Here is a 23,170-nt window from a genome sequence, read left to right on the forward strand (position 1 = left end):
CTTTAATATGGCAACACTTTATCGAGTACTTGCACTAATACATCTATTTCCTTATAGTCTATTATTAGGGGAGGAACAAATCTTAGGGTGTTATGTCCTGTACAGTTTATTAAAATACCATATTTAAGTACATCCTCTACCATTTGTCTACCGGAGATATCATTGTTAAGTTCTAGTCCTAACATGAGTCCTTTACCCCGCACATCCTTTATTGCCTTATGCTCCTTTTTTAGCTTAATAAGTTCATTCTTGAAATATATACCTTTCTTTGATACATCGTTTAGAAAACCATCCTGTAGTATTGTATTTAAAACTGCATAAGAAGCTGCACAGCATAGTGGATTTCCACCAAACGTAGTGCCATGATCTCCTGGTGTGAACGATTTTGCTATTTTATCTTGAACGACCACTGCTCCTATAGGTATTCCACCACCTAATCCCTTGGCCAAGGTAAATATATGGGGTTTTACATCGAAATGTTCATATGCAAATAATTTGCCTGTTCGGCCAATACCTGTCTGCACTTCATCGAAGATGAGAAGTATATTATGTTTTTTGCATAAGTTTTCAAGGCCTCTTATGTATTCGAAAGTACCTTCTATTATCCCACCTTCCCCTTGAATAGGCTCGATCATTACAGCACATGTCTTGTCTGTTATGGCCATTTTAACGGCTTCAAGATCGTTATAGGGTACGTGTTTAAACCCTGTGGGAAGGGGCTTGAAGGGATCTTGATATTTTGATTGGCCGGTAGCTGCTATAGTGGCAAGTGTTCTACCATGAAACGAATTTGATGCAGTGATTATTTCATATTTATTCATGTTTTGATCGCTAAAGTATTTTCTAGCTAGTTTTATGGCAGCTTCATTTGCTTCTGCACCACTGTTTGCAAAGAATACCCTATCTCCACAGCTGTTTTCCACCAATAGTTTTGCCAGTTCAGCCTGTGGAATATTGTATACTATATTCGAGGTATGTATTATTTTTTTAGCCTGGCCTGTTACCGCTTTTATTATGGCTGGATGGTTATATCCAAGGCTGTTTACAGCTATACCTGCCAGAAAATCTATATATGGGTTTCCGTTTATATCATATAGAATGCATCCTTCACCATGGGTTACGACTATGGGTAGGCGTTTTCCAAATGTATTGATGTAGTATTTTCCATCCAACCCCATAATATATTGTGTATCCATATATTTCAGCCTCTTTTCAATTATGTTACAGATAATTATACACAAACATGAATAATTATGCAATACCTTTTTTGAAATTTTCCCTAAAAAAGTTTTTAATAGCAAAACTGGGTATAGCCCCGGTAGCCCATAGGCTGATTAAGAATATTATGCATCCTGTCAATCCCGATATGATTATATTAGTCATAGGAAGACATAAGGTGGAAGACAGCGAATTGAATAGAAAACGGGTTATGGAAAGCATTATACATGCTGAAAAAGCCGGTTTTATAAAAATATCTAGGAAATTTATATGCAGTTTGCTTATTCTTATTACTTGTATCAAGTTTAAAATAGCGGTTATGGCACTACTTATGACAAAGGCTATTATAAATCCTTTTATACGAAATTCTGGATTGGCAATTAAAAAATAAATACATAGTAGTTCTATACTGTTGCCGATTATGGCATTTATTGATGCAATATTTTGTTTACCTATGCCGTGCAAAGTACTGCTTAGACTTTGCTGGAGACATGGGAAGATAAGAAAACATGACAGGGGAATTAAAATTTCTCCTACTTTAGACTGTTCATATAACAAAATACCTATGGGTTCCCCGAGGGCTACTAGTATACCAGTGGCCATAAATGCAGTTATGGATGTTATAGCGAGAGTTTTGTTTATTTTTATCTGTAGATTTTTAAAGTTTCTATTTGCCATATCCTCTGATAGATTGGGTATTATAAGGGTAGATAGGGCGCTTATCATAGGAAATGGCAGGAACAATAGAGGCAGTACCATGCCTGATATTATGCCATACAAGGATACAGCATCTCTATTTGTTATTCCGGATACTATAAGGCGATTTGGAATTAATATGGAGTTTATAGACGACATAATACTTGATAAAAGCCTTATTGCAGTTATGGGCAGGGCAATATTTATTATATCTTTTGCCGTATATGGGCTTTTATTATTGGAATGTTCAACTTTGCTTCTAGTTTCTTGATTTCCATACTTGTAATGCAAATAGAGTAGGCTTAGGAGTTCGCCCATTACCATACTAAATGTAGATATATATATAATTTGTTCGTTGGATAGAGGCCATAGAAGATATAATAGTCCTATGGATATACCCATTCGAATGAGCTGTTCTATTATTTCAGACATGGCGGGAGGAGTTATATCATTTAAACCATAAAAATATCCTTTGAATACAGATTTCATGGCGATTATTACTATGTCGGGGGACAGTATAAAAAGGGGTATTCTAGTTCTGGAATCGTTAAGTATCTTACTGCTTATTAGATTGATACTTGAAATTAGTAATAGAAATAGAATTATTGATATAAAAGCTGTCAGTATAAAGGCTTTTTGCATAAACTTTTTTATGGAATACCTACCGCCTATTGCCTTTTGCTCTGCCACCAGTCGAGAGACAGCAATGGGAAGTCCTGAGGATATTATGCTTATGGCGGTAAAATATATGGGGAAAATAAGTTGAAATACCCCCATACTATAAGAGCCTAGTTTACGACTGAGAAATATTCTATATGCAAATCCTAGTGCTCTTACAAATACATTTGTCAACGTTAACATTATAGTTCCATATATAAGAGATGTTTTATTATACCTATTTTTCAATTAAATCACCCATTAATAATTAATTTATGTTAAATTGTATTTAAATTTAACAAACAATAGAAGTAAAAATAGCTATATAATATAATAAATCGAGTATATTATATTTTTAGAAATAAGGTTCTGTTTTTATAAGGTTGGCAATGGTGTAATGAAGGTAAATTTCAGGACAGGGTTATTCAAAATATACGGGATATGATAAGACAGCATAAAAACCATGCATGTGTTATCATGTGGGAGGCGAGCTTAAGTAAAACTAGTTTTTGGATGGCGGGAGCAGATGGTTCAGATTGTGTATTTGTATATGCTAAAGTAGTGGATAAAAATGGCACTGTTGTGCCTTATGCAAATAGCAAGGTTAAATTTGAAGTCGATGGTGCTGCATCATTAGTAGGTGCAAATCCAGCCCATATTTTAATCAATTAATATCTATGAGATAATGTCTTCAGAACCAACAAAGGAGGTTATCTCCAATGAAAGAAGATGAAAGGAAACTCTGGACTGAAAGAATAAATGACTACAGATCTAGTGGTCTGACAGCTGTGAAGTGGTCTGAAGTAAATAACTTATCTGTACACAAACTTAGATACTACATAAATAAATTCAATAAGGAAAACAAGCTAGAATCTAATGGAACATCTAGCGAAATAAAATGGGTACCTATTGTTGCCTAAGGGCCAACAACCCTGGAAACATCTACTAAGCCATTAATAGTTATATAGGTAAAGCAATAAATGAAATAGGCTTTGATTTTGATAAAGATATCTTCGAATCAGTAGTAAGGATTCTTTAGATAAAACAATAGAAAAACAATTAAATATAGATGAAAATTCAAATATTTTTCTTGAAGATTTATGTAAGCTCCAAGCACATCAAATCGAAGAATTAACTGCTAAACTAAATTGGTATGAGGAGCAATTTAGGCTAAATCAACAAAAAAAGATTTGGTTCTTCAAGCGAGAAAACTAATCTAGATCAATTATCAATCTTCAATGAGGCAGAAAAAGAATCATGTACAGAAAAGGAAGAGCTTACAATTGAAGAAATTACATATAAGCGTAGAAAATCAAAAGGTTTAAACAAAAAATCCTTCGAAGATCTTCCAGTAGAAGTAATTGAGTACCGTTTAACTGAAGAAGAACAAACCTGCCCTGTTTGCAATTCCCATCTACATGAAATGAGCAAGGAAATCCGCAGAGAATTAAAATTTATTCCTGCAGAAGTTAAAGTAGTAGAACATGTACGATATACTTATACCTGTAGAAATTGTGAAAAAGAAAATATATCTACACCAATAATTACAGCTAAAATGCCAAACCCAGTACTCCCTTGTAGTTTTGTGTCCCCTTCTTTAATGGCATATACAATGGATCGTAAATATTCAGAAGCGGTACCACTTTATAGGCAGGAGCAACAATTCAAAAACTTTGGAATAGACCTATCGCGCCAAAACCTTGCAAACTGGATAATTCATGCAGATGAAACCACCATGCAAGTACTGGATGAGGTTGGTAAAAAGCCTACAAGTAAATCATATATGTGGCTTTATGCAACAGGTATGTATTCTAACCCAATTTTCTCGTATGAATATCAGTCATCAAGAGCAAAGAAACATCCAAAAGAATTCTTAAAAGGATTTAATGGATTTTTACAGACAGATGGATATCAGGCCTATAACGCAGTAGAGGATGTCACCTTAGTAGGTTGTTTTGTACATGCAAGAAAAGGATTTACAGATACCTTAAAGGCATTACCAAAGGATGCCACCACATCGAAGACAAATCAAATGCTGAAGAAGGGCTTAGGTTTTGCGATAATTTATTTAAACTTGGACGAGGATATAGAAAAAAACCTAACATCCGGAGAAGTCTATAAAACGAGATTAGAAAAGACTAAACCAGTACTTCAGGACTTTTTGTCATGGCTAAATACAAAAGAAAAACAAGTTTTACCCAAAACTAGTCTTGGAAAAGCCATTAGTTATTGTCTAAATCAATGGGACAAACTTACTGAATTTATGCAAGATGGAAGACTCGAAATAAGCAACAATAGAACTGAAAGAGCCATAAAGCCATTTATAATAGGAAGAAAGAATTTTTTATTTTCAAAGTCCCCAAAAGGTGCACAAGCTTCTGCTATATTTTATAGTGTAATAGGGACAGCCAAAGCTAATAACCTAAATCCATTCTATTATTTAACATATCTATTTGAAAAACTACCTAATATAGATCTAGAAAACATAGATGAACTAGATAAATTACTACCTTGGTCAGATTCAATACCAGAAAACTGTAAAGTTCCTAACAAGGAACAGGATAACATATAGACTGCATCGATTAAAGGTATGGCCTATTTGACGCTTACATTGCAAAGGTGTATCACGGTAGCGCAGGATACATATTCATCAAAAATCAATTATCCGCCCATGTGACCACACCCCAAATAGTAGATATATTGGATAACTATAATGTGCCTGCTACCTTCTTTTTTATAGGAAAGAACATAGAAAAATATCCTAGCATATGTGAAAAGATAATATCATCTGATCATCAAATTGCAACTATAGCTTTTCTCACTTGAGTTTCCGCGAAAAATTATGACCGTTATATAAAATCGATTTTATGTAGATAAAATATATCAAAAAAGACTAGAAAACCTATAAATAACACTAAAAACGTAGAAAAGCCCCTGAATGTTTAGTATAACTAATTGCAACAAAAAATCCTACTAAACAAAATCAAAGGAGGCTTTTCTATGTGCCATTCTACCATTGATGTCTATCAAAGCAAAAGAAAAATCATAAATTTTGCAAAATATTTAGTTATGGTAGAAAATAAAGTTGAACGCAAATTTGTTGCTGATAACGTGTTCGGGATATGTAGCACTTTTATAACTCAAAGATGTATTTTTCTTTCTACCTATTTTTATTGATTTTATCAGCAATATATTCCACTGTGCCAATTACTATAAATATTATCAGAAAAACATTAACTATCGGATTGCCAAATGAATTAGATATAAAAATATCCATATTGGGTCTCCTATTTACAATTACAATTGCTACACATAATGCATGTCCCAGATACAAAAGAACACTTAAAAAAAACCAAGATATTGATCGGTTCTTCATATAAAACAACAACCTTTCATAAGATTAGTTATAAAAGAATGTATTTGCTATTTTTTTGTAAAGGTTTTTTTGACCCATAATGATGAGGGTTTATATGCCCACTCATTTGGTGCAAAGTCCACCCAAATACCTGGGCGAAATTCCGTCAGTATATCAAATTGCTTTTTATAATACATCTTGAATACTTCTAGATGTAACCGTTCGTCTGCTTTAACCGGAGTATTACTCTCCCAGTATCTTGTGACTTCTTGACCTATCTGCCATCCAAGAGCAGCTGAGACCTTACTATTAAAAGTAATTCCTGCAGTATGGTAGCATTTGTATTTTTCTGAATCCCCATATTTAAAATTATCAGGCCCATCGACGTGAATAGAGAATATTCTATCAGTACTAGCATTATAATATTCCCCTGAATAACTCCTGACGTTTGTAATCTTATACTTAGGCAGTGCTTCTGGAAAATTCTCATTTATTCCAATATTCATGTTATCAGGGTTTAAGTCTATCTTCTTAATTGGTAGGTACTCATACTCTATCCTAACGATCTCATCTTTTGGTATTGACATATTGTCTCGTTTTACTATTTCCGCTATTTCTGCTGGATCAGTGATAATAATATTCCTTTGTTGATCAACTTTTATGTCCTTACCTTCATTTATTGCATTTGCTAATGCAATATTACCCATACCAAATAACAGAGTTATTATGACACCTAAACAAATTACTCTCTTAAAATCATTAAACATTTTATCCAACTTTCCCTATTTGAATTTTTACATATCAACAAGTCCACTAACTAAGTCCATATTTAAGCATAACCACATAAAAGTATGTTTATAGCCCTCTACCTCATATAACTCTAGACTGTAAAATCATTGATGTGTTAATAAATTAAAATATTGAGAAATAAATGGTAAAGTTATATTTATATGGTATCATACTCATCGAGTGTCTGCAAGTAATTTTTGCACTTAAGTTTCCGCAAAAATTTGTGACTATGATATAAATTCACTTTTATGAGGATAAAATATGCTTAAAACACGAAAAAACATATGAAATGCACACGAAATATGGAAAACCCCTGAATGTTTAGTATAATTAGGTTGAGAACAAAATCCTACTAAACAAAATCAAAGGTAAGCGTCAAATTGTACCCACGTTCAACTTCCTATAGAATTATGAGATAATGCCTCCATATATGGTATAATCGATCCATGGAAAATATAATTAAAACCCCGAATACAATTGAACAGCTTTGGGAAGAAAATGAAAGCCTAAGCAGAAGAAATGCCCTCTTAGAGCAAGAAAAGTCCGAACTGGAATTGAAGCTTAAGTGGTATGTTGTTCTGCCATTGTGGTGGCGAGCTCCATGTCATGAGTGAAGAAATCTGAAAGGAACTTAAAATAGTGCCTGTAAAGATAAGTGTTGAAGAACATGTGCAATTTGTTTATGCCTGCCGTAATTGTGAAAAGAATGAAATAACAACAACCATTAAGACTGCATCGATGCAAAAGTCCCCCATACCGGGAAGCTTGGCTTCGCCTTCTTCTATTGCATATGTAATGACGGATAAGTTCGTAAAGGGATTCCCCTTGTATCGGCAGGAACAGGATTTTAAAAGGCAAGGCGCCGAAATATCCCGCCAAACCATGACCAATAGCGAAGCCATACAGTACTGCATAAATCAATGGGACAAACTGGAGGCATTTTTGTTGGATGGGGTAGGTTAGAGATTGATAGGAACCGAAGTGAAAGGCCTATAAAGCCATTTGTAATCGGAAAAAATTGGCTATTTGCTAATACCTCCAAGGGGGCTAAGGCCAGCGCCACCATATACAGTATTGTGGAGACTGCCAAAGAGAACAGATTAAATCCTTTTGAGTATCTTAAATATCTCTTTGAGCAACTGTCTAATATAGATGTCAAAGATCAAGGGGCTTTAGATAACTTATTGCCTTGGTCGGAAAGTTTGCCTGACCACTGCAAAGCGCCCAATAAGAATATATAACAAGTTGCAAAGGAAGTATAGGTGTGTTCTATTTGACGCTTACTTAAAGTTAATGCTATAAGCCAAGGACTATTGCTAGCTAATGCCAAAATTGAAAGTATATAACATGTTTTCAAATACATTATATACTTTATGCAATCCACTCAAAAAATTATTACGTTTTTTTGTTAATAATAGCTATAGCCATATGAGCAATTGACAGTTATAATATAAATATGATAACGATATATAGTTTTGCATCCAAAGGATGCAAATAAATTATTATGGAGGGGTTTTAATGGCAAGTGTAACTTTAAAGCACATTTACAAGGTTTACCCAGGCGGTGTTACTGCTGTTAGTGACTTTAATCTTGATATTGCAGATAAGGAATTTATCGTATTAGTTGGTCCTTCTGGATGCGGTAAATCCACTACTTTAAGAATGGTAGCAGGTCTTGAAGAGATCACCGAAGGGGAACTTTATATTGGTGACAAATTAATGAATGATGTTGCTCCTAAGGATAGGGATATAGCAATGGTTTTCCAGAACTATGCATTGTATCCACATATGACGGTATATGACAATATGGCTTTTGGCTTAAAATTGAGAAAAACTCCAAAGGCTGAGATAGATCGTCGTGTAAAGGAAGCAGCAAGAATTTTGGACATTGAGCATTTGCTCAATAGAAAACCAAAGGCTTTATCAGGTGGTCAGAGACAGAGGGTTGCATTAGGCCGTGCTATAGTTCGTGAGCCTAAGGTATTCTTAATGGACGAACCTCTATCTAACTTGGATGCAAAACTCAGGGTACAGATGAGAACGGAGATTACAAAACTTCATAATAGACTACAGACTACATTTATCTATGTTACCCACGACCAGACAGAAGCTATGACCATGGGTACTAGAATCGTAGTTATGAAGGATGGATTTGTACAACAGGTAGATACACCTCAAAATCTATACGATTTTCCTGTAAATCTATTTGTTGCAGGATTTATTGGCAGTCCTCAGATGAACTTTATAAATGCCAAATTGGTCAAGGAAAATGACGGCGTTTATGCTGTATTTGATAATAACAAGATAAAAGTACCAGAGGGCAAGATAAAGAGATTAAAGGATCCTTCCTATATTGGTAAGGATATAATAATGGGTATTCGTCCTGAGGATATGCATGATGAGGAGATTTTCCTACAAAATGCTACAGACAGCACTGTAAAGGCATATGTAGATGTAGTTGAGTTAATGGGTTCTGAAACTTATCTATATCTAACAATTGCAGGTCAAAATGTTACAGCAAGGGTTGATCCAAGATCTACAGCAAGAGCCGGTGATACTATACGTATTGCCCTTGATCCTAACAGATTGCATTTCTTCGATAAGGATACCGAGGAAACCTTGCTTACTAGATAAAGTATATAAAAAGTAATCTTAATATAAAAGCAGAAATATTATCCAATAGATAATGTTTCTGCTTTTATTTAAATGGTCAGCAAAACCACTAAAAGCATATTTCAAAAAAAGGTTATACTGGTAAATTAAATTGATTTTAAATAAGGGCTTTTTTTATTTTGCAAAATTGTGTATAATCTAGTTGGTGGGTGATTTTATGTTAGCAGAGAAAAAAATCCAAAAAGTAATTGATATAGTTGTTAAGAACATAGATATTGATATAGATGTGGTGGACCATGGTGCTGTGATAGTTGCTAGTAGTATGACCGACCATATTGGAAAAGTGCGTCCGTTTGTAAAAGAGATAGTTCATAAGGGAAATGGAGTGACTATATCCCATGGGGGATATACATATACAAAATTTTTGGTGGATCGAAGTTTAATCTATTATCTTGTGCTTGAAGGGGAAGGGGAGGATATAAACAATTACTGCTATTTAATAGCATCGTTGTTTGAGACCAATTTGAAATCACTATACCAAAAAATGGACAAGCCAGAGATGGTGAGACGGGAAGCTTTAGGACAGCTCACAGAAATGGAATTTAGGTCCATGTGTAAGGAATATAATATAGATATAGTAACGCCTATATGTGTGTTTGTAATAAAGGCTAATGCAATGCAGGCAGAAGATATGTATAATATTTTATTGAAGGCATTTCCAAAGATCCAAGGAGATATTTTATCTATTATAGATAATTCTGCAGTTATGCTTGTAAAAAATATATCAGAAGAAATAGATGGAGATGACCTATTGCAATTGGCGGCTGCCATAGAGGATACAATATTAAACGAAACTTCTATAAAACCATGTATAGGGGTAGGGACATGTAAAAATAATATTCTTTATATTAGAGAATCGTATTTGGAAGCGTCGCAGGCTATTCAGGTAGGTAGTATATATGATGCAAATGAAAAGATATATTTATATGATGCACTTATTCTAGAGAGATTTTTATATACGGTTCCCATGGAAACATGCAAAGAATTTTATGAAGATGTAGCTACTGATGAATTTAAAAAGATATTAAATGATGAAATGATACTTACAATAGAAAAATTTTTTGAAAACAGTTTGAATTTGAGTGAAACATCCAGACAATTATATATACACAGAAATACATTGGTCTATCGACTGGATAAGATCCAAAAGGTAGTGGGTCTGGATTTACGCAATTTTCATGATGCTGTAACGTTTAAGATTATGATGATGCTAGAGAGATACATACAGGGGTGTTGCAATTGATAGAATTTAGAAGGGTAACCAAGGTATATGATAACGGAATGCGTGCATTATCTGATGTAAGCTTTACCATTGAGGATGGAGAATTTGTATTTATAGTAGGGGCTAGCGGTGCGGGTAAATCTACCCTCATAAAACTGCTTATGAAGGAAGTTGAGCCTACATCTGGAGATATAATAGTAAAGGGGAACAACCTATCATCTATTAAGAGACGGGATATACCCTATTATAGGCGTAGTTTTGGTGTGGTTTTTCAGGATTTCAGATTGCTTCCAGATAGAACTGTATATGATAATGTGGCATTTGCCATGCAAATTGTTGAGGCTAGTTCCAAAGAGATACGCAGACGAGTGCCTATGGTGCTTAGTATGATGGGACTATCTTCAAAGGCAAAATATTATCCACATCAACTATCAGGTGGAGAACAACAAAGGGTATCGCTAGCCAGGGCAATAGTTAATAATCCCTCCATGCTTATTGCCGATGAGCCATCAGGAAACCTTGATCCTGCTACTGCTAATGAGATAATGGACATTATAGATAGTATAAACCGTAGGGGGACTACGGTTATTATGGCAACCCATGCAAAAGAAATAGTAAATACCATGAAGAAGCGGGTAATAACTGTTCAGAAAGGTCTTATAGCAAGGGATGAGGAGAGGGGTGGCTATTTCGATGAAGATTGATACATTGAAGAATTTTGTAAAACAGGGCATAAAAAATGCCTATGCAAATGGCACTATGTCCGCTGCATCCATTGTAGCTATTATTGCTGCCCTATCGGTTTTGGGTATGGTCATGGTTGCCGTATTGAATTTAAACTATATGGTAGATGGATTGGAATCAAAGGTAGAGGTATCTGTATTTTTACAAGATGATGTTACATATGGTGATGTTATAACATTGAAGGATGACATAAAAGCCTGGCAGGGTGTAACTGATGTAGAATTTATATCTAAAGAACAGGCTTTGAAAAAGTGGAAAGAGGAATGGGAAGACAAAAAATACTTGCTTGAGGGCTATAGTGGGGATAATAATCCGCTCCCGCCTTCTTTAAATATAAGGATTGCAAAGCCTGAATATGCTGAAGAGGTAGTAAAAAAGGCTGAGGGCTTAGAAAAAAGTGTAAAGGTAAGGTATAGTAAGGCAGCAGTAGATGCAATAGAAAAGCTATCAGGTGCTACAAGGCTTGTGGGCTCTATTATTGTATTAGTACTTATATTAATATCTGTGATAATAATTACCAATACGATAAAGCTTACTGTATATGCTAGACGTAGAGAAATAAATATAATGAAATATATAGGTGCCACAGACTGGTACATCAGATGGCCATTTGTAATTGAAGGTTTTACAATAGGTGTTACCGGGGGAATAATGGGTACTTTGCTAATTGCGTTATTATATAATATCCTGCTCAATAAATTGACAGTCATGGAAGGACAGCCTAATTTTTTAGATATTTTTCGCTTACTTCCCTTAAATGGAATTATAAGCCAGGTGTTTGCTGTCTTTGTATTAGTAGGAGCTGCTGTAGGTATATTATCCAGTATAGTTTCAATGCGTAGATATTTAAGGGTATAGAATTGGAGGTGCTGTTTTGAAAAAATCAATAAAAGTAATCTCGATTATTTTGACATTAGCACTTGTCACCTGTTTTGCTAATGCTGCGTTTGCGTCAGGGCTTGATGAAAAGAAAAAGGATCTTGCTAAACAAAAGGGAAATATAAAAAACAATATAACTGAAACAAAAGATAAGTTGGAAAGTGTAAAAGATGAGCAAAATCAAGTTGTAAATCAGCTGGATACTATACAAAAAGATCTGGCAAACAAGGAAAAGGAACTTGAGAAAGTAGAAGCCCATTTAAGCGATACTCAGGAGAAACTTATACATACACAAAAAGAACTGGAAGAAGCAAAGGAAAAGGCAAATGAGTATGAAAATGATACAGCTGAGCGTTTGAGAGCCATGTATATGAATGGTACTTCATCCTATTTGGAGGTATTGTTGGAAGCTAAGAGTATGCATGATCTATTAAACAGGATAGTTATGGTACAGGAACTGGTATCCTTTGATGCTAAAACACTGGATAGACTTGAAAATTATAAGGGTGAGATAGCCCAAAAGCATGCTATTCTCAAGGAGCAGGAAGAAGAGGTTACAAAGACTAAAACATTGGTATCAAGGCAAAAGCGTGAGATTGAATCTAAAAAACAGGAAAAGGCGGTATTGCTAGAAGAGCTTAAAAAAGAGCAGGAACGATGTGAAAAAGAACTTTCAGATCTTGAAGAAACATCAAAGGGTATAGAGGCGGAGATACAAAAGATAGAGAAGGAATTGGAGAAAAAACGTAAGGAAGAGGAGGCAGCTAGGAAACGTAAACAGCAGGAATTGACTCGTAAGAATAAAAAGCCAAAGAATGAGCGCAGTTCCTATCCTGTATATTCTGGAGGTGTTCTAGCATGGCCAACCCCTAGCACACATCGAATAACTTCCGGCTATGGATATCGCTATCATCCTATCTTGGGCTATAAAAAGTTTCATAGTGGGATAGATATAGGAGCTTCCTATGGCAGTACAATAATAGCTGCGGAAGATGGTGTGGTTATTCATGCAGGCAATAGAGGTGGATATGGTAAGTGCGTTATAATTTCCCATGGTGGTAGCATAAGTACCCTTTATGGGCATGGTTCATCTATTCTGGTTGAGAATGGGCAAAGCGTTAAACGTGGGCAGGCCATCATGAAGGTGGGAAGTACTGGTGTGTCTACAGGGCCGCATCTACACTTTGAAGTGAGAAAAAATGGTTCACCAGTTAATCCAATGACATATCTTAAATAAGGTCTTATAAAAAGAATACGACTAGGTAGCAGCCTGGTCGTATTCTTTTTGACAATAAGTAACAAAAAGAATTTTGAAAAGGGTAATATAAGATGGTATAATAAAATAATAGTTTATAGATACCTAAGGTCTATAGAGGAGGATTAATTATATGATAAGCAAAAAGAAGGCAGCTATAGGTGCGGCCATATTGATAGTAGTTACAGCTATTGTTTCATCTTTTTTTGCGATACAGATAGACAGATATGCAAGCTTTAAAAATGGTACAGCTGTTGTACCAAGGAAAAATTTTGCCCGTATGCAAGACTACGGGAAGTTGGATGCTGTTCGCAGTATACTGGAAGGCGAATATATAGAAGAGCCTGATAATGATAAAATGCTGGATGGGGCTATAAAAGGTTTAGTAGCCTCATTGGAGGATCCATATTCATATTATTTTACTCAGGAAGAATTTAGGCAATTTACTGAAAGAACACAGGGCAGTTACGCTGGCGTAGGTATGGTAGTTACTGTAGAGCAAAAGGATAATACCATAACGGTAGTTAGAACATTTAAGGGAAGTCCAGCTGCAAAGGCAGGTATTGTTGCTGAAGATAAAATTGTAAAGGTATCAGGAGAAGAAGTGGATGGAAGTATGCTGGATAATGCAGTAGCTATGATGCGGGGAGAACCTGGATCAAAGGTTAAGGTTACTATAAATAGAAATGGTGAATTAAAGGAATTTGAACTGGAACGGGCCATAGTAGAGATACCTGACCTTGAATATAGAATGCTCGAGGATGATATAGGCTATATATGGCTTTATTCCTTTGATGAAAACTCGGCAAAGAATTTTGAAAATGCTTTAAATGATATGAAAAAGCAAGGTATGAAGGCCTTTATATTGGATTTAAGAGGCAATCCAGGAGGACTATTATCTACATGTGTTGACATAGCGGATATACTTTTACCGGAAGGACTTGTAGTCTATAGGATGGATAGAAGTGGAAATAGAGAAGATTATAAATCAGATGCAAAACAATTAAAGCTTCCTATGGCGGTCTTAGTTGATGAGAACAGTGCTAGTGCATCTGAAGTGCTTACTGGAGCTATACAGGATTATGGTGTAGCGACTATAATAGGCAAAACCACCTTTGGCAAGGGCGTAGTACAGGATGTAAGGCCATTTAAGGATGGTTCTGCACTTAAATATACTACATCTAAATATTATACTCCTAAGGGTAGAGATATAAACAAAAAGGGATTAAAACCTGATATAGAAGTGGATATGACAGATGAAGCAAAGAATTATCTAATTAAAAACCCAAATAATGATCTGCCTTTGGAACTAGATGCACCGCTTTTAAGGGCTATTGAGGAAGTAAAACACAAGAAAAACTCCAAATAGTATGGGAGGGCTAAATATTGTCTTTTATAAAGCTGATACTCTCAGTATTCATGCGGTCCTTTACCAGTTTTTTCTTCATGTTTTTGCTTATGATGGTTTACTGGAATGTAAAGTATAGTGTGGGTATAGAGGAGTCATGGGTTGGATTTATACGCAATCGTCCAATTGATCAATTTTTGGATGTGGTTCTATATGGCATGATAGCCGGTTTGTTGGCAAGCTTTATTATTGCTATATTGGGTATTACAATAGATTATAAGGCTATATTGGTCATATGGCCATTAGCACTCTTACTTATGTTATTTGATGAGAGATATATGTGTTTTTCATATGCAGGGGGGATAGCATCATTAAGCAGTCTGATGTTTGGTTGGCCTAAGATGGATGTATCATCGGTGATAGCTCTTGTAGGCATCTTGCATCTTATGGAAAGCATGCTCATATATATGGATGGATACAAGTATAGCATACCTGTATATATGGAGCATAGAACATTTGATCCTATGGGCGCTTTTATAATGAGGAAGATGTGGCCTATACCGTTAGTAGTATTAGTTCTTCCTGAGTCATCTACAAAAATTGCAGGTAGTATAGGACTTGAAATGCCAAATTGGTGGCCTGTTTTCAGTCCGCAGTATGTTCCAGAGAATCCGCTGGTAGCGCTACCTATTGTAGCATTATTAGGTTATGCAGATATTGCGATTACTGATACGCCGAAAGGGAGAACTAAAGAGTCCGGATTTTGGCTTTGTGCCTATAGTTTGTTTATATTAATATTGGCTGTTGTTTCATCGAGGATTTTTTGGGTTAAATATATAGCGGCCATATGTATGCCCATTCTCCATGAGGCAATAATAATTTTCAGTAAAAAGAGCCAAAAGAAAGGTCAGCCTGTTTTTACTGCACCATGGAGAGGCGTCAGGGTGTTGGATGTGTTTCCCGATTCACATGGACAGAAGATGGGTATGATGCAAGGAGATATAGTGCTTAGCATAAACAATAGTCAGGTAAACAGTATGGGCGGTATAGATGAAATATTAAGCTACAGACCATATTTTATATGGATAGAGATAAAACGTAAAGATAAGACTTTGGTTTTGGAAACTATGGATTATGTAGAAGGTATACAGGATTTAGGTGTTATGTTTGTACCTAGAAATACCAGTAGATATTTTTTGATGGAGGAGCGAAAGGGATTAATATTCAGGGCATGGGAAAAAATTTCAGTGAAATTTAAGAAAAATAAGATGGCATAATATATATTTTAAGCAGAGCATATGCTCTGCTTAAAATATATTGATGGTGCTGGAGGGGAAAATATGAAATTTAAGATACACTCAAAATTTAAACCTCAGGGTGATCAGCCTAGGGCTATAGAAGAACTAGTAGAAGGTATAAAAAAAGGTGAACAGTTTCAGACACTTTTAGGTGTTACCGGCTCGGGGAAAACATTTACAATGGCAAACGTAATAGAAAAAATACAGAAACCTACATTGGTATTGGCACATAATAAAACATTGGCGGCGCAGTTATGTAATGAGTTTAAGGAGTTTTTCCCGGAAAATGCAGTAGAGTATTTTGTGAGTTATTATGATTATTATCAGCCAGAAGCCTATGTACCTGTGACTGATACCTATATAGAAAAGGATGCTTCCATAAATGATGAGATAGATAAGCTTAGACATTCTGCCACTTCTGCTCTTTTTGAGCGGGAAGATGTAATTATAGTATCGAGCGTTTCCTGTATCTATGGTCTTGGTAATCCCCATGAATATGGATCACTTACATTATCCCTAAGGCCGGGTATGGAGCGGGACAGAGATGAAATATTAAAGAAGCTGGTAGATATACAATATGAGCGAAATGATATAAATTTTGTAAGAGGTACATTTAGAGTCCGTGGCGATGTATTAGAGGTATTTCCAGCCTCATCTTCTGAAAAAGCTATCCGTATAGAATTTTTTGGTGATGAAATAGACAGGATTTCTGAAATAGATGTGGTAACCGGTGAAATACTCGGAACCAGGAGTCATATAGCAATATTTCCTGCATCTCACTTTGCTTCTTCTAAGGAAAAATTGGAGAGGGCTATAGGTATGATAGAGCGTGATCTAGATAAAAGGATTAAATATTTAAGATCACAGGACAAGCTTCTTGAGGCTCAAAGGCTCATACAGCGTACTAATTATGATATTGAGATGATGAGGGAGATAGGGTATTGCACAGGCATTGAAAATTATTCAAGATATTTAGATGGTAGACAGCCCGGTGAGCCGCCATATACACTTTTAGATTATTTTCCAAAGGATTTTTTGCTGATGGTGGATGAATCTCATGTAACATTTCCGCAAGTGCGGGCCATGTACGCCGGTGATAGATCGCGTAAGGATAGTCTTGTGGATTATGGTTTTAGACTGCCAGCTGCATATGATAATAGACCTCTTACCTTTGAAGAATTTGAAAAGAAATTAAATCAAGTTATCTGTATAAGTGCTACTCCTGCAAAATATGAGCTTGAGAGATCATCAAGGGTAGTAGAGCAGGTAATACGACCAACTGGTCTTATAGATCCGGAGGTTATTGTAAAACCGATAGAGGGTCAGATAGATGATCTCATAGCCCAGATAATTAAGAGGACCGAGAGAAATGAGCGGGTATTAATAACTACTTTGACTAAGAAGATGGCAGAGAGCCTTACTGATTATTTGAAAGAGATGAACATAAAGGTTCGCTATCTCCATTCAGATGTTGTTACTATGGAGCGTATGGAGATTATAAGGGATTTACGTATGGGCAAATTTGATGTATTGGTAGGCATAAATTTATTGCGTGAAGGATTGGATTTGCCAGAGGTGTCTCTAGTAGCCATATTGGATGCCGATAAGGAAGGATTTTTGCGTTCCGAGACATCACTTATTCAAACTATAGGGCGAGCAGCCCGCAATGTAAACGGACAGGTTATAATGTATGCAGATAATATAACCGATTCTATGAAACGTGCAATAGATGAGACAAACAGGAGGCGTGATATGCAGATAGCTTACAATAAAGCCCATGGTATAACGCCAAAGACTATAACAAAGGATATTCATGATATCATAGAAGTTACAAAAGTTGCGGAAGCCGGGACAGGCTATGTGTCTGATAAAGCTATATCTATAAAAGATAGGGAAAAAATTATAAGTAATTTGGAAAAGGAGATGCAAAAGGCTGCTAAAGGGTTGGAGTTTGAGAAAGCTGCAAAGCTTAGAGATGAGATATATAGACTTAGGGAGGAGCTGAATATATAGTAAGATATGAGTAGCGATGAAATTTATATAAAGGGTGCAAGGGAGCACAATTTAAAGAATATAGATGTAAAGATCCCTAGGGACAAGTTAGTGGTGGTAACTGGATTAAGTGGTTCCGGAAAGTCATCACTCGCATTCGATACCTTATATGCAGAAGGACAAAGGAGATATGTAGAATCTTTGTCATCATATGCGAGGCAGTTTTTGGGGCTTATGGAAAAACCAGATGTGGATTATATAGAAGGGTTATCTCCCGCCATATCAATAGACCAAAAGACTACCAGCCGTAATCCACGTTCTACCGTAGGTACGGTAACCGAGATATACGATTATTTAAGGCTGTTATTTGCTCGCATAGGCATACCTCATTGTCCTAAATGTGGGCGGGAGATACAGCAGCAAACGGTTGACCAGATGGTTGATAATGTGATGGAATTTCCTGAGCGTACCAAGATACAGGTGTTGGCTCCTATAGTCCGGGGTCGGAAAGGTGAACATATAAAGCTGTTGGGTGATATAAAGAAACAGGGGTTTGTAAGGGTCAGGATAGATGGGAATATGTATGATATGGGTGAAGATATAACAATTGAGAAAAACAAAAAACACAATATCGATATAGTGGTGGATAGGCTTATAGTAAAGCCAGATATGGGAAAAAGGCTGGCAGATTCAATAGAAACGGTATTGGAATTAACCGACGGATTGGTAACGATAAATATATTGGATGAAGATAGGGATATAATATTTAGTTCAAACTATGCCTGCCCCGATTGTGGGATAAGTATGGAGGAACTTAGCCCGAGAATGTTTTCATTTAATAGTCCATTTGGTGCCTGTGATAATTGTAATGGATTAGGTGTGCTGATGGAGATAGACCCTGATCTTATCATTCCAAATAGATCACTTACATTATCAGAAGGTGCTATAAGCGCTCCAGGGTGGAATACTATAAATGGGGATACAATAGCTAGTGCATATTTAGCTGCCCTATCTAAACGTTATGGATTTGGATTGAATACTCCGATTGAGGATTTGGATCCTAAGGTGGTGGATATAATTCTTTATGGGACAGGGGATGATGCTCCTATAAAAGTGGAATATGAAAGCAGATTTCGTTCAGGAACTTTTATATCTACTTTTGAGGGTATAATACCAAATCTTCAAAGGCGGTATGCAAAGACCCAGTCTGAGTCTAGTCGTGAAGAAATAGAGGGTCTTATGAGCAACAAATCATGTCCCAAATGTGGTGGCGCTAGATTAAGACCTGAAGCATTGGCAGTAACTATAGGCGGCAAAAGCATACAGGATATAACGGATATGAATATAGGCGAAGCATTGAATTTCTTTAGAGAATTGAATCTAAATACGAAAGAAGAGATGATAGCCCATCAAATACTTAAGGAGTTAAGGGCAAGATTGGGTTTTTTAGTAGATGTAGGTCTTGATTATCTTACCCTTTCAAGGGCAGCAGGTACCCTTTCAGGTGGTGAGGCACAGCGAATAAGGCTTGCAACCCAGATTGGCTCGGGACTTATGGGTGTATTATATATTTTAGATGAACCTAGCATAGGTCTCCATCAACGGGATAATGCCCGTCTAATAAAAACGCTTAAAAATCTTAGAAATCTCGGCAATACTTTAATAGTGGTAGAGCACGATGAGGATACCATGCTGTCAGCAGATTATCTAATTGATGTGGGGCCAGGGGCTGGTGCCCATGGTGGGAAAATAGTGGCTGCCGGAACCCCAAAAGAGGTAATGGATGATGAACATTCAATAACTGGTCAATATCTAAGTGGCAGATTGCGAATAGATATTCCAAAAAAGCGTAAAAAACCAGATGAAAAGTGGCTTGAAGTAGTGGGTGCTAAAGAGAATAACTTGAAAAATATAAATGTAAAGATACCGCTAGGTGTTATGACCGCCATAACTGGTGTTTCTGGCTCTGGAAAGAGTACTCTTATAAATGAAATACTTTATAAAGCGTTAGCTAGGGATTTAAACCGGGCAAGTATAAAACCTGGACAGCATAGAAAGATAAAGGGCATAGAATATCTTGATAAGGTAGTAAATATAGATCAGTCTCCCATAGGCAGAACCCCAAGATCTAATCCCGCTACCTATACTGGTGCATTTGATGGCATACGGGAGTTATTTTCCATGACCAATGAGGCTAAAATGCGGGGCTACAAAAGTGGCAGATTTAGTTTTAATGTAAAAGGCGGGAGATGTGAAGCTTGTAGAGGCGATGGTATAATAAAAATTGAAATGCATTTTCTACCAGATGTATATGTGCCTTGTGAGGTATGTAAGGGAAAACGATATAATAGGGAAACTTTGGAGGTCAAGTACAAAGATAAAAATATATCCGATGTGTTGGATATGACTGTGGAAGAGGCTTTAGAGTTTTTTAAAAATATACCTAAGCTAAAAAGAAAACTGCAGACATTGTATGATGTGGGTCTTGGATATATAAAATTGGGTCAGCCTTCTACTACTTTGTCAGGTGGTGAGGCACAAAGGGTAAAGCTAGCTACTGAGCTGAGTAGAAGGAGTACCGGTAAGACACTTTATATATTAGATGAACCTACAACTGGGCTTCATACTGCAGATGTGAGCAAACTTATAGATATATTAAAACGCCTTACCGAAGGTGGTAATACAGTTATAATAATAGAACATAATCTTGATGTCATAAAAACTGCAGATTATATAATTGATCTAGGTCCTGAGGGAGGGGATAGGGGAGGTACAGTAGTAGCTACTGGTACTCCCGAGGATATTGCGATGGTAGATAATAGTTACACCGGTCAGTTTTTAAAAAAGATATTGGAAAGGGGTTATTAAGGCTTCATAATATATTGGTAATTCTTAATGCTTCTTTATCGGGGATGTGCAGCAGAAATAGCTTCAATGTGGCTATTTCAGCGAGTGCATCCTCTTTGCCATTTTCTTTTGCTTTAACATATGATTCTACCTTTGCCAATGTAGACTCTATATTATCTATTTCTTGATGGTTTATTAGCATTTGCCATTTGTTCTTTACATTTTTCCATTCTTTGTGCATATCTTCCAATATGTTGGAGGCCATATCCCAGTTGTCATCTTTGATAGCAGCTTCAAGTTTATCTATATCTTTAGCCATAGATTCAGCATTGTTTTTTAGTGTCCATTGTGCCCACCAGGCAAATATTATGAATAGTATTAGGGCTAATATAACAGGTGTCATAACCTTCAATTTACCACTCCTTCCTTGGGCTGCATATGGAAAACGCCCGTGCTGTCTAGGTAGGCAAAAAAGACATCTTCTGGTTTTATATTTTGAGACTTTAATTGATCATATAACCAAGGTATGTCCAGATTAGCTGTTTTAAGGTTTTTATGTTGTATATGGCCATCCATTATTATAGTTAATGGAATAGCTTCATATTTGGTAGATATATTTAGATCTTCCGGCGTTACAGGACGTTTCTGTGATTTTGGTATGACATTTAATTGTCCTCCAGTTTCTAGAATGGCAAATTCTACATCAGAGACATTTGCCATATCCTTAGAACGGAGCTGCTCCAATAGGTCATTTAAATTATAACGAAGTTTCTCCAATTCCTTTTCTTTAATTTTTCCGTTTTCAATGACTATGTTTGGAGAACCACATATGAATGCCCTGAACTTTTCGCTTTTAAGGCTGAAGTATGACAGTGTAACTTGTGCAAGTGCCAAAGCTAATATTGGTACTAAACCATGGATAAAAGGGACTCCTACGTCTTGCATGGGTATGGCAGCAAGCTCTGCAATGAGTATGGTAATGACCAATTCAAAGGGCTGGAGCTGACCAATTTGTCTTTTACCCATTATTCGCATTACAAATACAACTACTATGTATAGGATCAATGAGCGTACAAAAATGTTTAGCATAAAATATACTCCTTTCTATAGTTATATTGCCAGAAAGGAATATATTTTATACAAAACAATTGTATAGAATATACCTAAAAAATTATAAGCAAAAGGTGCTTGACATTAAAAATAAATAGATGTAGAATAGTCCTAAACATTGATATGTTAATAAAAGGTGAAATTTGGGATTTTAGCTCAGATGGGAGAGCACTACATTCACATTGTAGGGGTCGCTGGTTCGAGTCCAGTAAGTCCCACCATACTAGTAAAATGTTTATAAAATGCGGTTTGCAAATGTTTTTGTAAACCGCATTTCTATTTATTTGACCGATTTCAATTTTGCAATATCATGCCAGTTACTTGCGGTTACGACTTCAATTTTAGATAAATCTTGTTTTACATCTGAAATGTTATCTTTTGTCAGGTTTATGATATTCATCATGTCGATATGTCTTTCAGCATTCTTTACTTCAAGGTCATCAAGCTTGTTTTGAATATTATGAACGGTAGTTTTTATGTCTGTAATATCATCTTTTATATTAGAGAGATCATTTCTCATACTATCTTGATTGCCAGATAAAGCCTTAATATCATTTCTCATACTATCTTGATTGTCAGATAAAGCCTTGATATCATTTCTCATACTATCTTGATTGTCAGATAAAGCCTTGATATCATTTCTCATACTATCTTGATTGTCAGATAAAGCCTTGATATCATTTCTCATACTATCTTGATTGTCAGATAAAGTCTTAATATCATTTCTCATATTATTTTGATTGTTAGATAAAGCCTTGATATCATTTCCCATACTATTTTGATTGCCAGATAAAGTTTTGATATCATTTCTCATGTTTTTAATTTCACTAAGTATCTGTTCTAGTATTTCTTTTTCCATAGTCTCACTCCTTTCTATTTTTAGAATGTTAATTAATAACGTATCCTCTAAATTAAATTCTAAAATAGTTTTTACGAAAGGTCAAGCTCAAAATCAAACAAGTTAGTGTATAATTTTCATGGGCATCGGGCATTAAATTCCAAAAAGAGGAAGACCCCACTAAGGGGTCTTCCATATGCATAGTCAATCCTATATAATGTAATCAACACCGAAAAACATTAAGGAGTG

At 35.8% G+C, this 23,170-nt stretch carries 17 protein-coding genes, 1 tRNA gene and 4 pseudogenes; 16 read left to right on the forward strand and 6 right to left on the reverse strand.

Annotated elements, in window-relative coordinates:
* Positions 1-2 precede the first annotated feature (2 nt).
* Complete coding sequence (locus tag EJN67_RS06535) at positions 3-1,196, reverse strand: aspartate aminotransferase family protein (RefSeq protein ID WP_129723545.1); 1,194 nt, start codon at positions 1,194-1,196, stop codon at positions 3-5.
* A 55-nt stretch (positions 1,197-1,251) separates the two neighbouring features.
* Positions 1,252-2,820 (reverse strand): putative polysaccharide biosynthesis protein, encoded by a 1,569-nt coding sequence (locus EJN67_RS06540; protein WP_129723546.1) that lies wholly within the window; start codon positions 2,818-2,820, stop codon positions 1,252-1,254.
* Between the two features lie 159 nt (positions 2,821-2,979).
* Here EJN67_RS06540 and EJN67_RS06545 point away from each other — a divergent pair.
* The 4 genes and pseudogenes from EJN67_RS06545 to EJN67_RS14525 all read left to right on the forward strand — a co-directional run.
* Positions 2,980-3,243, forward strand: a pseudogene (locus tag EJN67_RS06545) (hypothetical protein); the annotation flags it as partial.
* Positions 3,244-3,290: 47 nt separating this feature from the next.
* The gene (tnpA, locus tag EJN67_RS06550; RefSeq protein ID WP_129723548.1) at positions 3,291-3,491 is read left to right on the forward strand and encodes an IS66 family insertion sequence element accessory protein TnpA; all 201 of its coding nucleotides are present in this window, start codon (positions 3,291-3,293) and stop codon (positions 3,489-3,491) included.
* 97 nt (positions 3,492-3,588) lie between these two features.
* Positions 3,589-5,143: pseudogene (tnpC, locus tag EJN67_RS06555) on the forward strand (IS66 family transposase).
* Positions 5,144-5,244: 101 nt separating this feature from the next.
* On the forward strand, positions 5,245-5,397 hold the full coding sequence (locus EJN67_RS14525) for a polysaccharide deacetylase family protein (RefSeq protein WP_394347509.1): 153 nt from the start codon (positions 5,245-5,247) through the stop codon (positions 5,395-5,397).
* A gap of 597 nt (positions 5,398-5,994) precedes the next feature.
* On the opposite strand, the gene EJN67_RS06565 is transcribed toward EJN67_RS14525, so the two are convergent.
* Positions 5,995-6,693, reverse strand: coding sequence for a hypothetical protein (locus tag EJN67_RS06565; protein WP_129723549.1), 699 nt, complete (start codon positions 6,691-6,693; stop codon positions 5,995-5,997).
* Positions 6,694-7,354: 661 nt separating this feature from the next.
* Between EJN67_RS06565 and EJN67_RS14595 the strand changes: the two are divergent.
* The 11 genes and pseudogenes from EJN67_RS14595 to uvrA all read left to right on the forward strand — a co-directional run.
* A pseudogene (locus EJN67_RS14595) lies at positions 7,355-7,549 on the forward strand (IS66 family transposase); the annotation flags it as partial.
* A gap of 51 nt (positions 7,550-7,600) precedes the next feature.
* Positions 7,601-7,956, forward strand: a pseudogene (locus EJN67_RS14600) (IS66 family transposase); the annotation flags it as partial.
* Between the two features lie 277 nt (positions 7,957-8,233).
* Positions 8,234-9,349, forward strand: a complete 1,116-nt coding sequence (locus tag EJN67_RS06580) for an ABC transporter ATP-binding protein (RefSeq protein ID WP_129723552.1) — start codon at positions 8,234-8,236, stop codon at positions 9,347-9,349.
* A 196-nt stretch (positions 9,350-9,545) separates the two neighbouring features.
* Positions 9,546-10,631 carry a PucR family transcriptional regulator gene (locus EJN67_RS06585; protein WP_129723553.1) on the forward strand — a complete coding sequence of 362 codons (1,086 nt, stop codon included), beginning with the start codon at positions 9,546-9,548 and terminating at the stop codon, positions 10,629-10,631.
* Complete coding sequence (ftsE, locus tag EJN67_RS06590) at positions 10,628-11,314, forward strand: cell division ATP-binding protein FtsE (RefSeq protein ID WP_129723554.1); 687 nt, start codon at positions 10,628-10,630, stop codon at positions 11,312-11,314. Before EJN67_RS06585 ends, ftsE begins: the two co-directional genes overlap by 4 nt.
* Complete coding sequence (ftsX, locus tag EJN67_RS06595; RefSeq protein ID WP_165000780.1) at positions 11,304-12,212, forward strand: permease-like cell division protein FtsX; 909 nt, start codon at positions 11,304-11,306, stop codon at positions 12,210-12,212. Before ftsE ends, ftsX begins: the two co-directional genes overlap by 11 nt.
* Positions 12,213-12,228: 16 nt before the next feature.
* Positions 12,229-13,470 carry a murein hydrolase activator EnvC family protein gene (locus EJN67_RS06600; RefSeq protein ID WP_207207981.1) on the forward strand — a complete coding sequence of 414 codons (1,242 nt, stop codon included), beginning with the start codon at positions 12,229-12,231 and terminating at the stop codon, positions 13,468-13,470.
* Positions 13,471-13,621: 151 nt separating this feature from the next.
* On the forward strand, positions 13,622-14,857 hold the full coding sequence (locus tag EJN67_RS06605) for a S41 family peptidase (RefSeq protein ID WP_129723556.1): 1,236 nt from the start codon (positions 13,622-13,624) through the stop codon (positions 14,855-14,857).
* 17 nt (positions 14,858-14,874) lie between these two features.
* A complete protein-coding gene (locus tag EJN67_RS06610) occupies positions 14,875-16,113 on the forward strand; it encodes a PDZ domain-containing protein (RefSeq protein ID WP_129723557.1) in 1,239 nt (412 codons plus the stop codon).
* Positions 16,114-16,176: 63 nt separating this feature from the next.
* On the forward strand, positions 16,177-18,147 hold the full coding sequence (gene uvrB / locus EJN67_RS06615; protein WP_129723558.1) for an excinuclease ABC subunit UvrB: 1,971 nt from the start codon (positions 16,177-16,179) through the stop codon (positions 18,145-18,147).
* Between the two features lie 6 nt (positions 18,148-18,153).
* Complete coding sequence (gene uvrA / locus EJN67_RS06620) at positions 18,154-20,994, forward strand: excinuclease ABC subunit UvrA (protein ID WP_129723559.1); 2,841 nt, start codon at positions 18,154-18,156, stop codon at positions 20,992-20,994.
* A gap of 4 nt (positions 20,995-20,998) precedes the next feature.
* Here the strand turns inward: uvrA and EJN67_RS06625 are convergent, their stop codons facing one another.
* Complete coding sequence (locus EJN67_RS06625; protein WP_243641246.1) at positions 20,999-21,376, reverse strand: DUF4363 family protein; 378 nt, start codon at positions 21,374-21,376, stop codon at positions 20,999-21,001.
* A 5-nt stretch (positions 21,377-21,381) separates the two neighbouring features.
* Positions 21,382-22,062: a DUF421 domain-containing protein gene (locus tag EJN67_RS06630; protein WP_129723561.1), complete on the reverse strand. Its 681-nt coding sequence runs from the start codon at positions 22,060-22,062 to the stop codon at positions 21,382-21,384.
* 166 nt (positions 22,063-22,228) lie between these two features.
* Between EJN67_RS06630 and EJN67_RS06635 the strand changes: the two genes are divergently transcribed.
* Positions 22,229-22,304, forward strand: a tRNA-Val gene (locus tag EJN67_RS06635).
* A 59-nt stretch (positions 22,305-22,363) separates the two neighbouring features.
* On the opposite strand, the gene EJN67_RS06640 is transcribed toward EJN67_RS06635, so the two are convergent.
* A complete protein-coding gene (locus EJN67_RS06640; protein WP_129723562.1) occupies positions 22,364-22,942 on the reverse strand; it encodes a hypothetical protein in 579 nt (192 codons plus the stop codon).
* Positions 22,943-23,170 lie beyond the last annotated feature (228 nt).

Source organism: Xylanivirga thermophila (assembly GCF_004138105.1).
GTDB classification, from domain to species: Bacteria; Bacillota; Clostridia; order Caldicoprobacterales; family Xylanivirgaceae; genus Xylanivirga; species Xylanivirga thermophila.

Bases quoted from the DNA above. Each gene is read 5' to 3' on its own strand.
- EJN67_RS06630 (WP_129723561.1), bottom strand. From the start codon at position 22,062: ATGCTAAACATTTTTGTACGCTCATTGATCCTATACATAGTAGTTGTA.
- ftsX (WP_165000780.1), top strand. From the start codon at position 11,304: ATGAAGATTGATACATTGAAGAATTTTGTAAAACAGGGCATAAAAAAT.
- uvrA (WP_129723559.1), top strand. From the start codon at position 18,154: ATGAGTAGCGATGAAATTTATATAAAGGGTGCAAGGGAGCACAATTTA.
- EJN67_RS06640 (WP_129723562.1), bottom strand. From the start codon at position 22,942: ATGGAAAAAGAAATACTAGAACAGATACTTAGTGAAATTAAAAACATG.
- EJN67_RS06585 (WP_129723553.1), top strand. From the start codon at position 9,546: ATGTTAGCAGAGAAAAAAATCCAAAAAGTAATTGATATAGTTGTTAAG.
- EJN67_RS06535 (WP_129723545.1), bottom strand. From the start codon at position 1,196: ATGGATACACAATATATTATGGGGTTGGATGGAAAATACTACATCAAT.
- EJN67_RS06580 (WP_129723552.1), top strand. From the start codon at position 8,234: ATGGCAAGTGTAACTTTAAAGCACATTTACAAGGTTTACCCAGGCGGT.
- tnpA (WP_129723548.1), top strand. From the start codon at position 3,291: ATGAAAGAAGATGAAAGGAAACTCTGGACTGAAAGAATAAATGACTAC.
- uvrB (WP_129723558.1), top strand. From the start codon at position 16,177: ATGAAATTTAAGATACACTCAAAATTTAAACCTCAGGGTGATCAGCCT.
- EJN67_RS06565 (WP_129723549.1), bottom strand. From the start codon at position 6,693: ATGTTTAATGATTTTAAGAGAGTAATTTGTTTAGGTGTCATAATAACT.
- EJN67_RS06625 (WP_243641246.1), bottom strand. From the start codon at position 21,376: ATGACACCTGTTATATTAGCCCTAATACTATTCATAATATTTGCCTGG.
- EJN67_RS06605 (WP_129723556.1), top strand. From the start codon at position 13,622: ATGATAAGCAAAAAGAAGGCAGCTATAGGTGCGGCCATATTGATAGTA.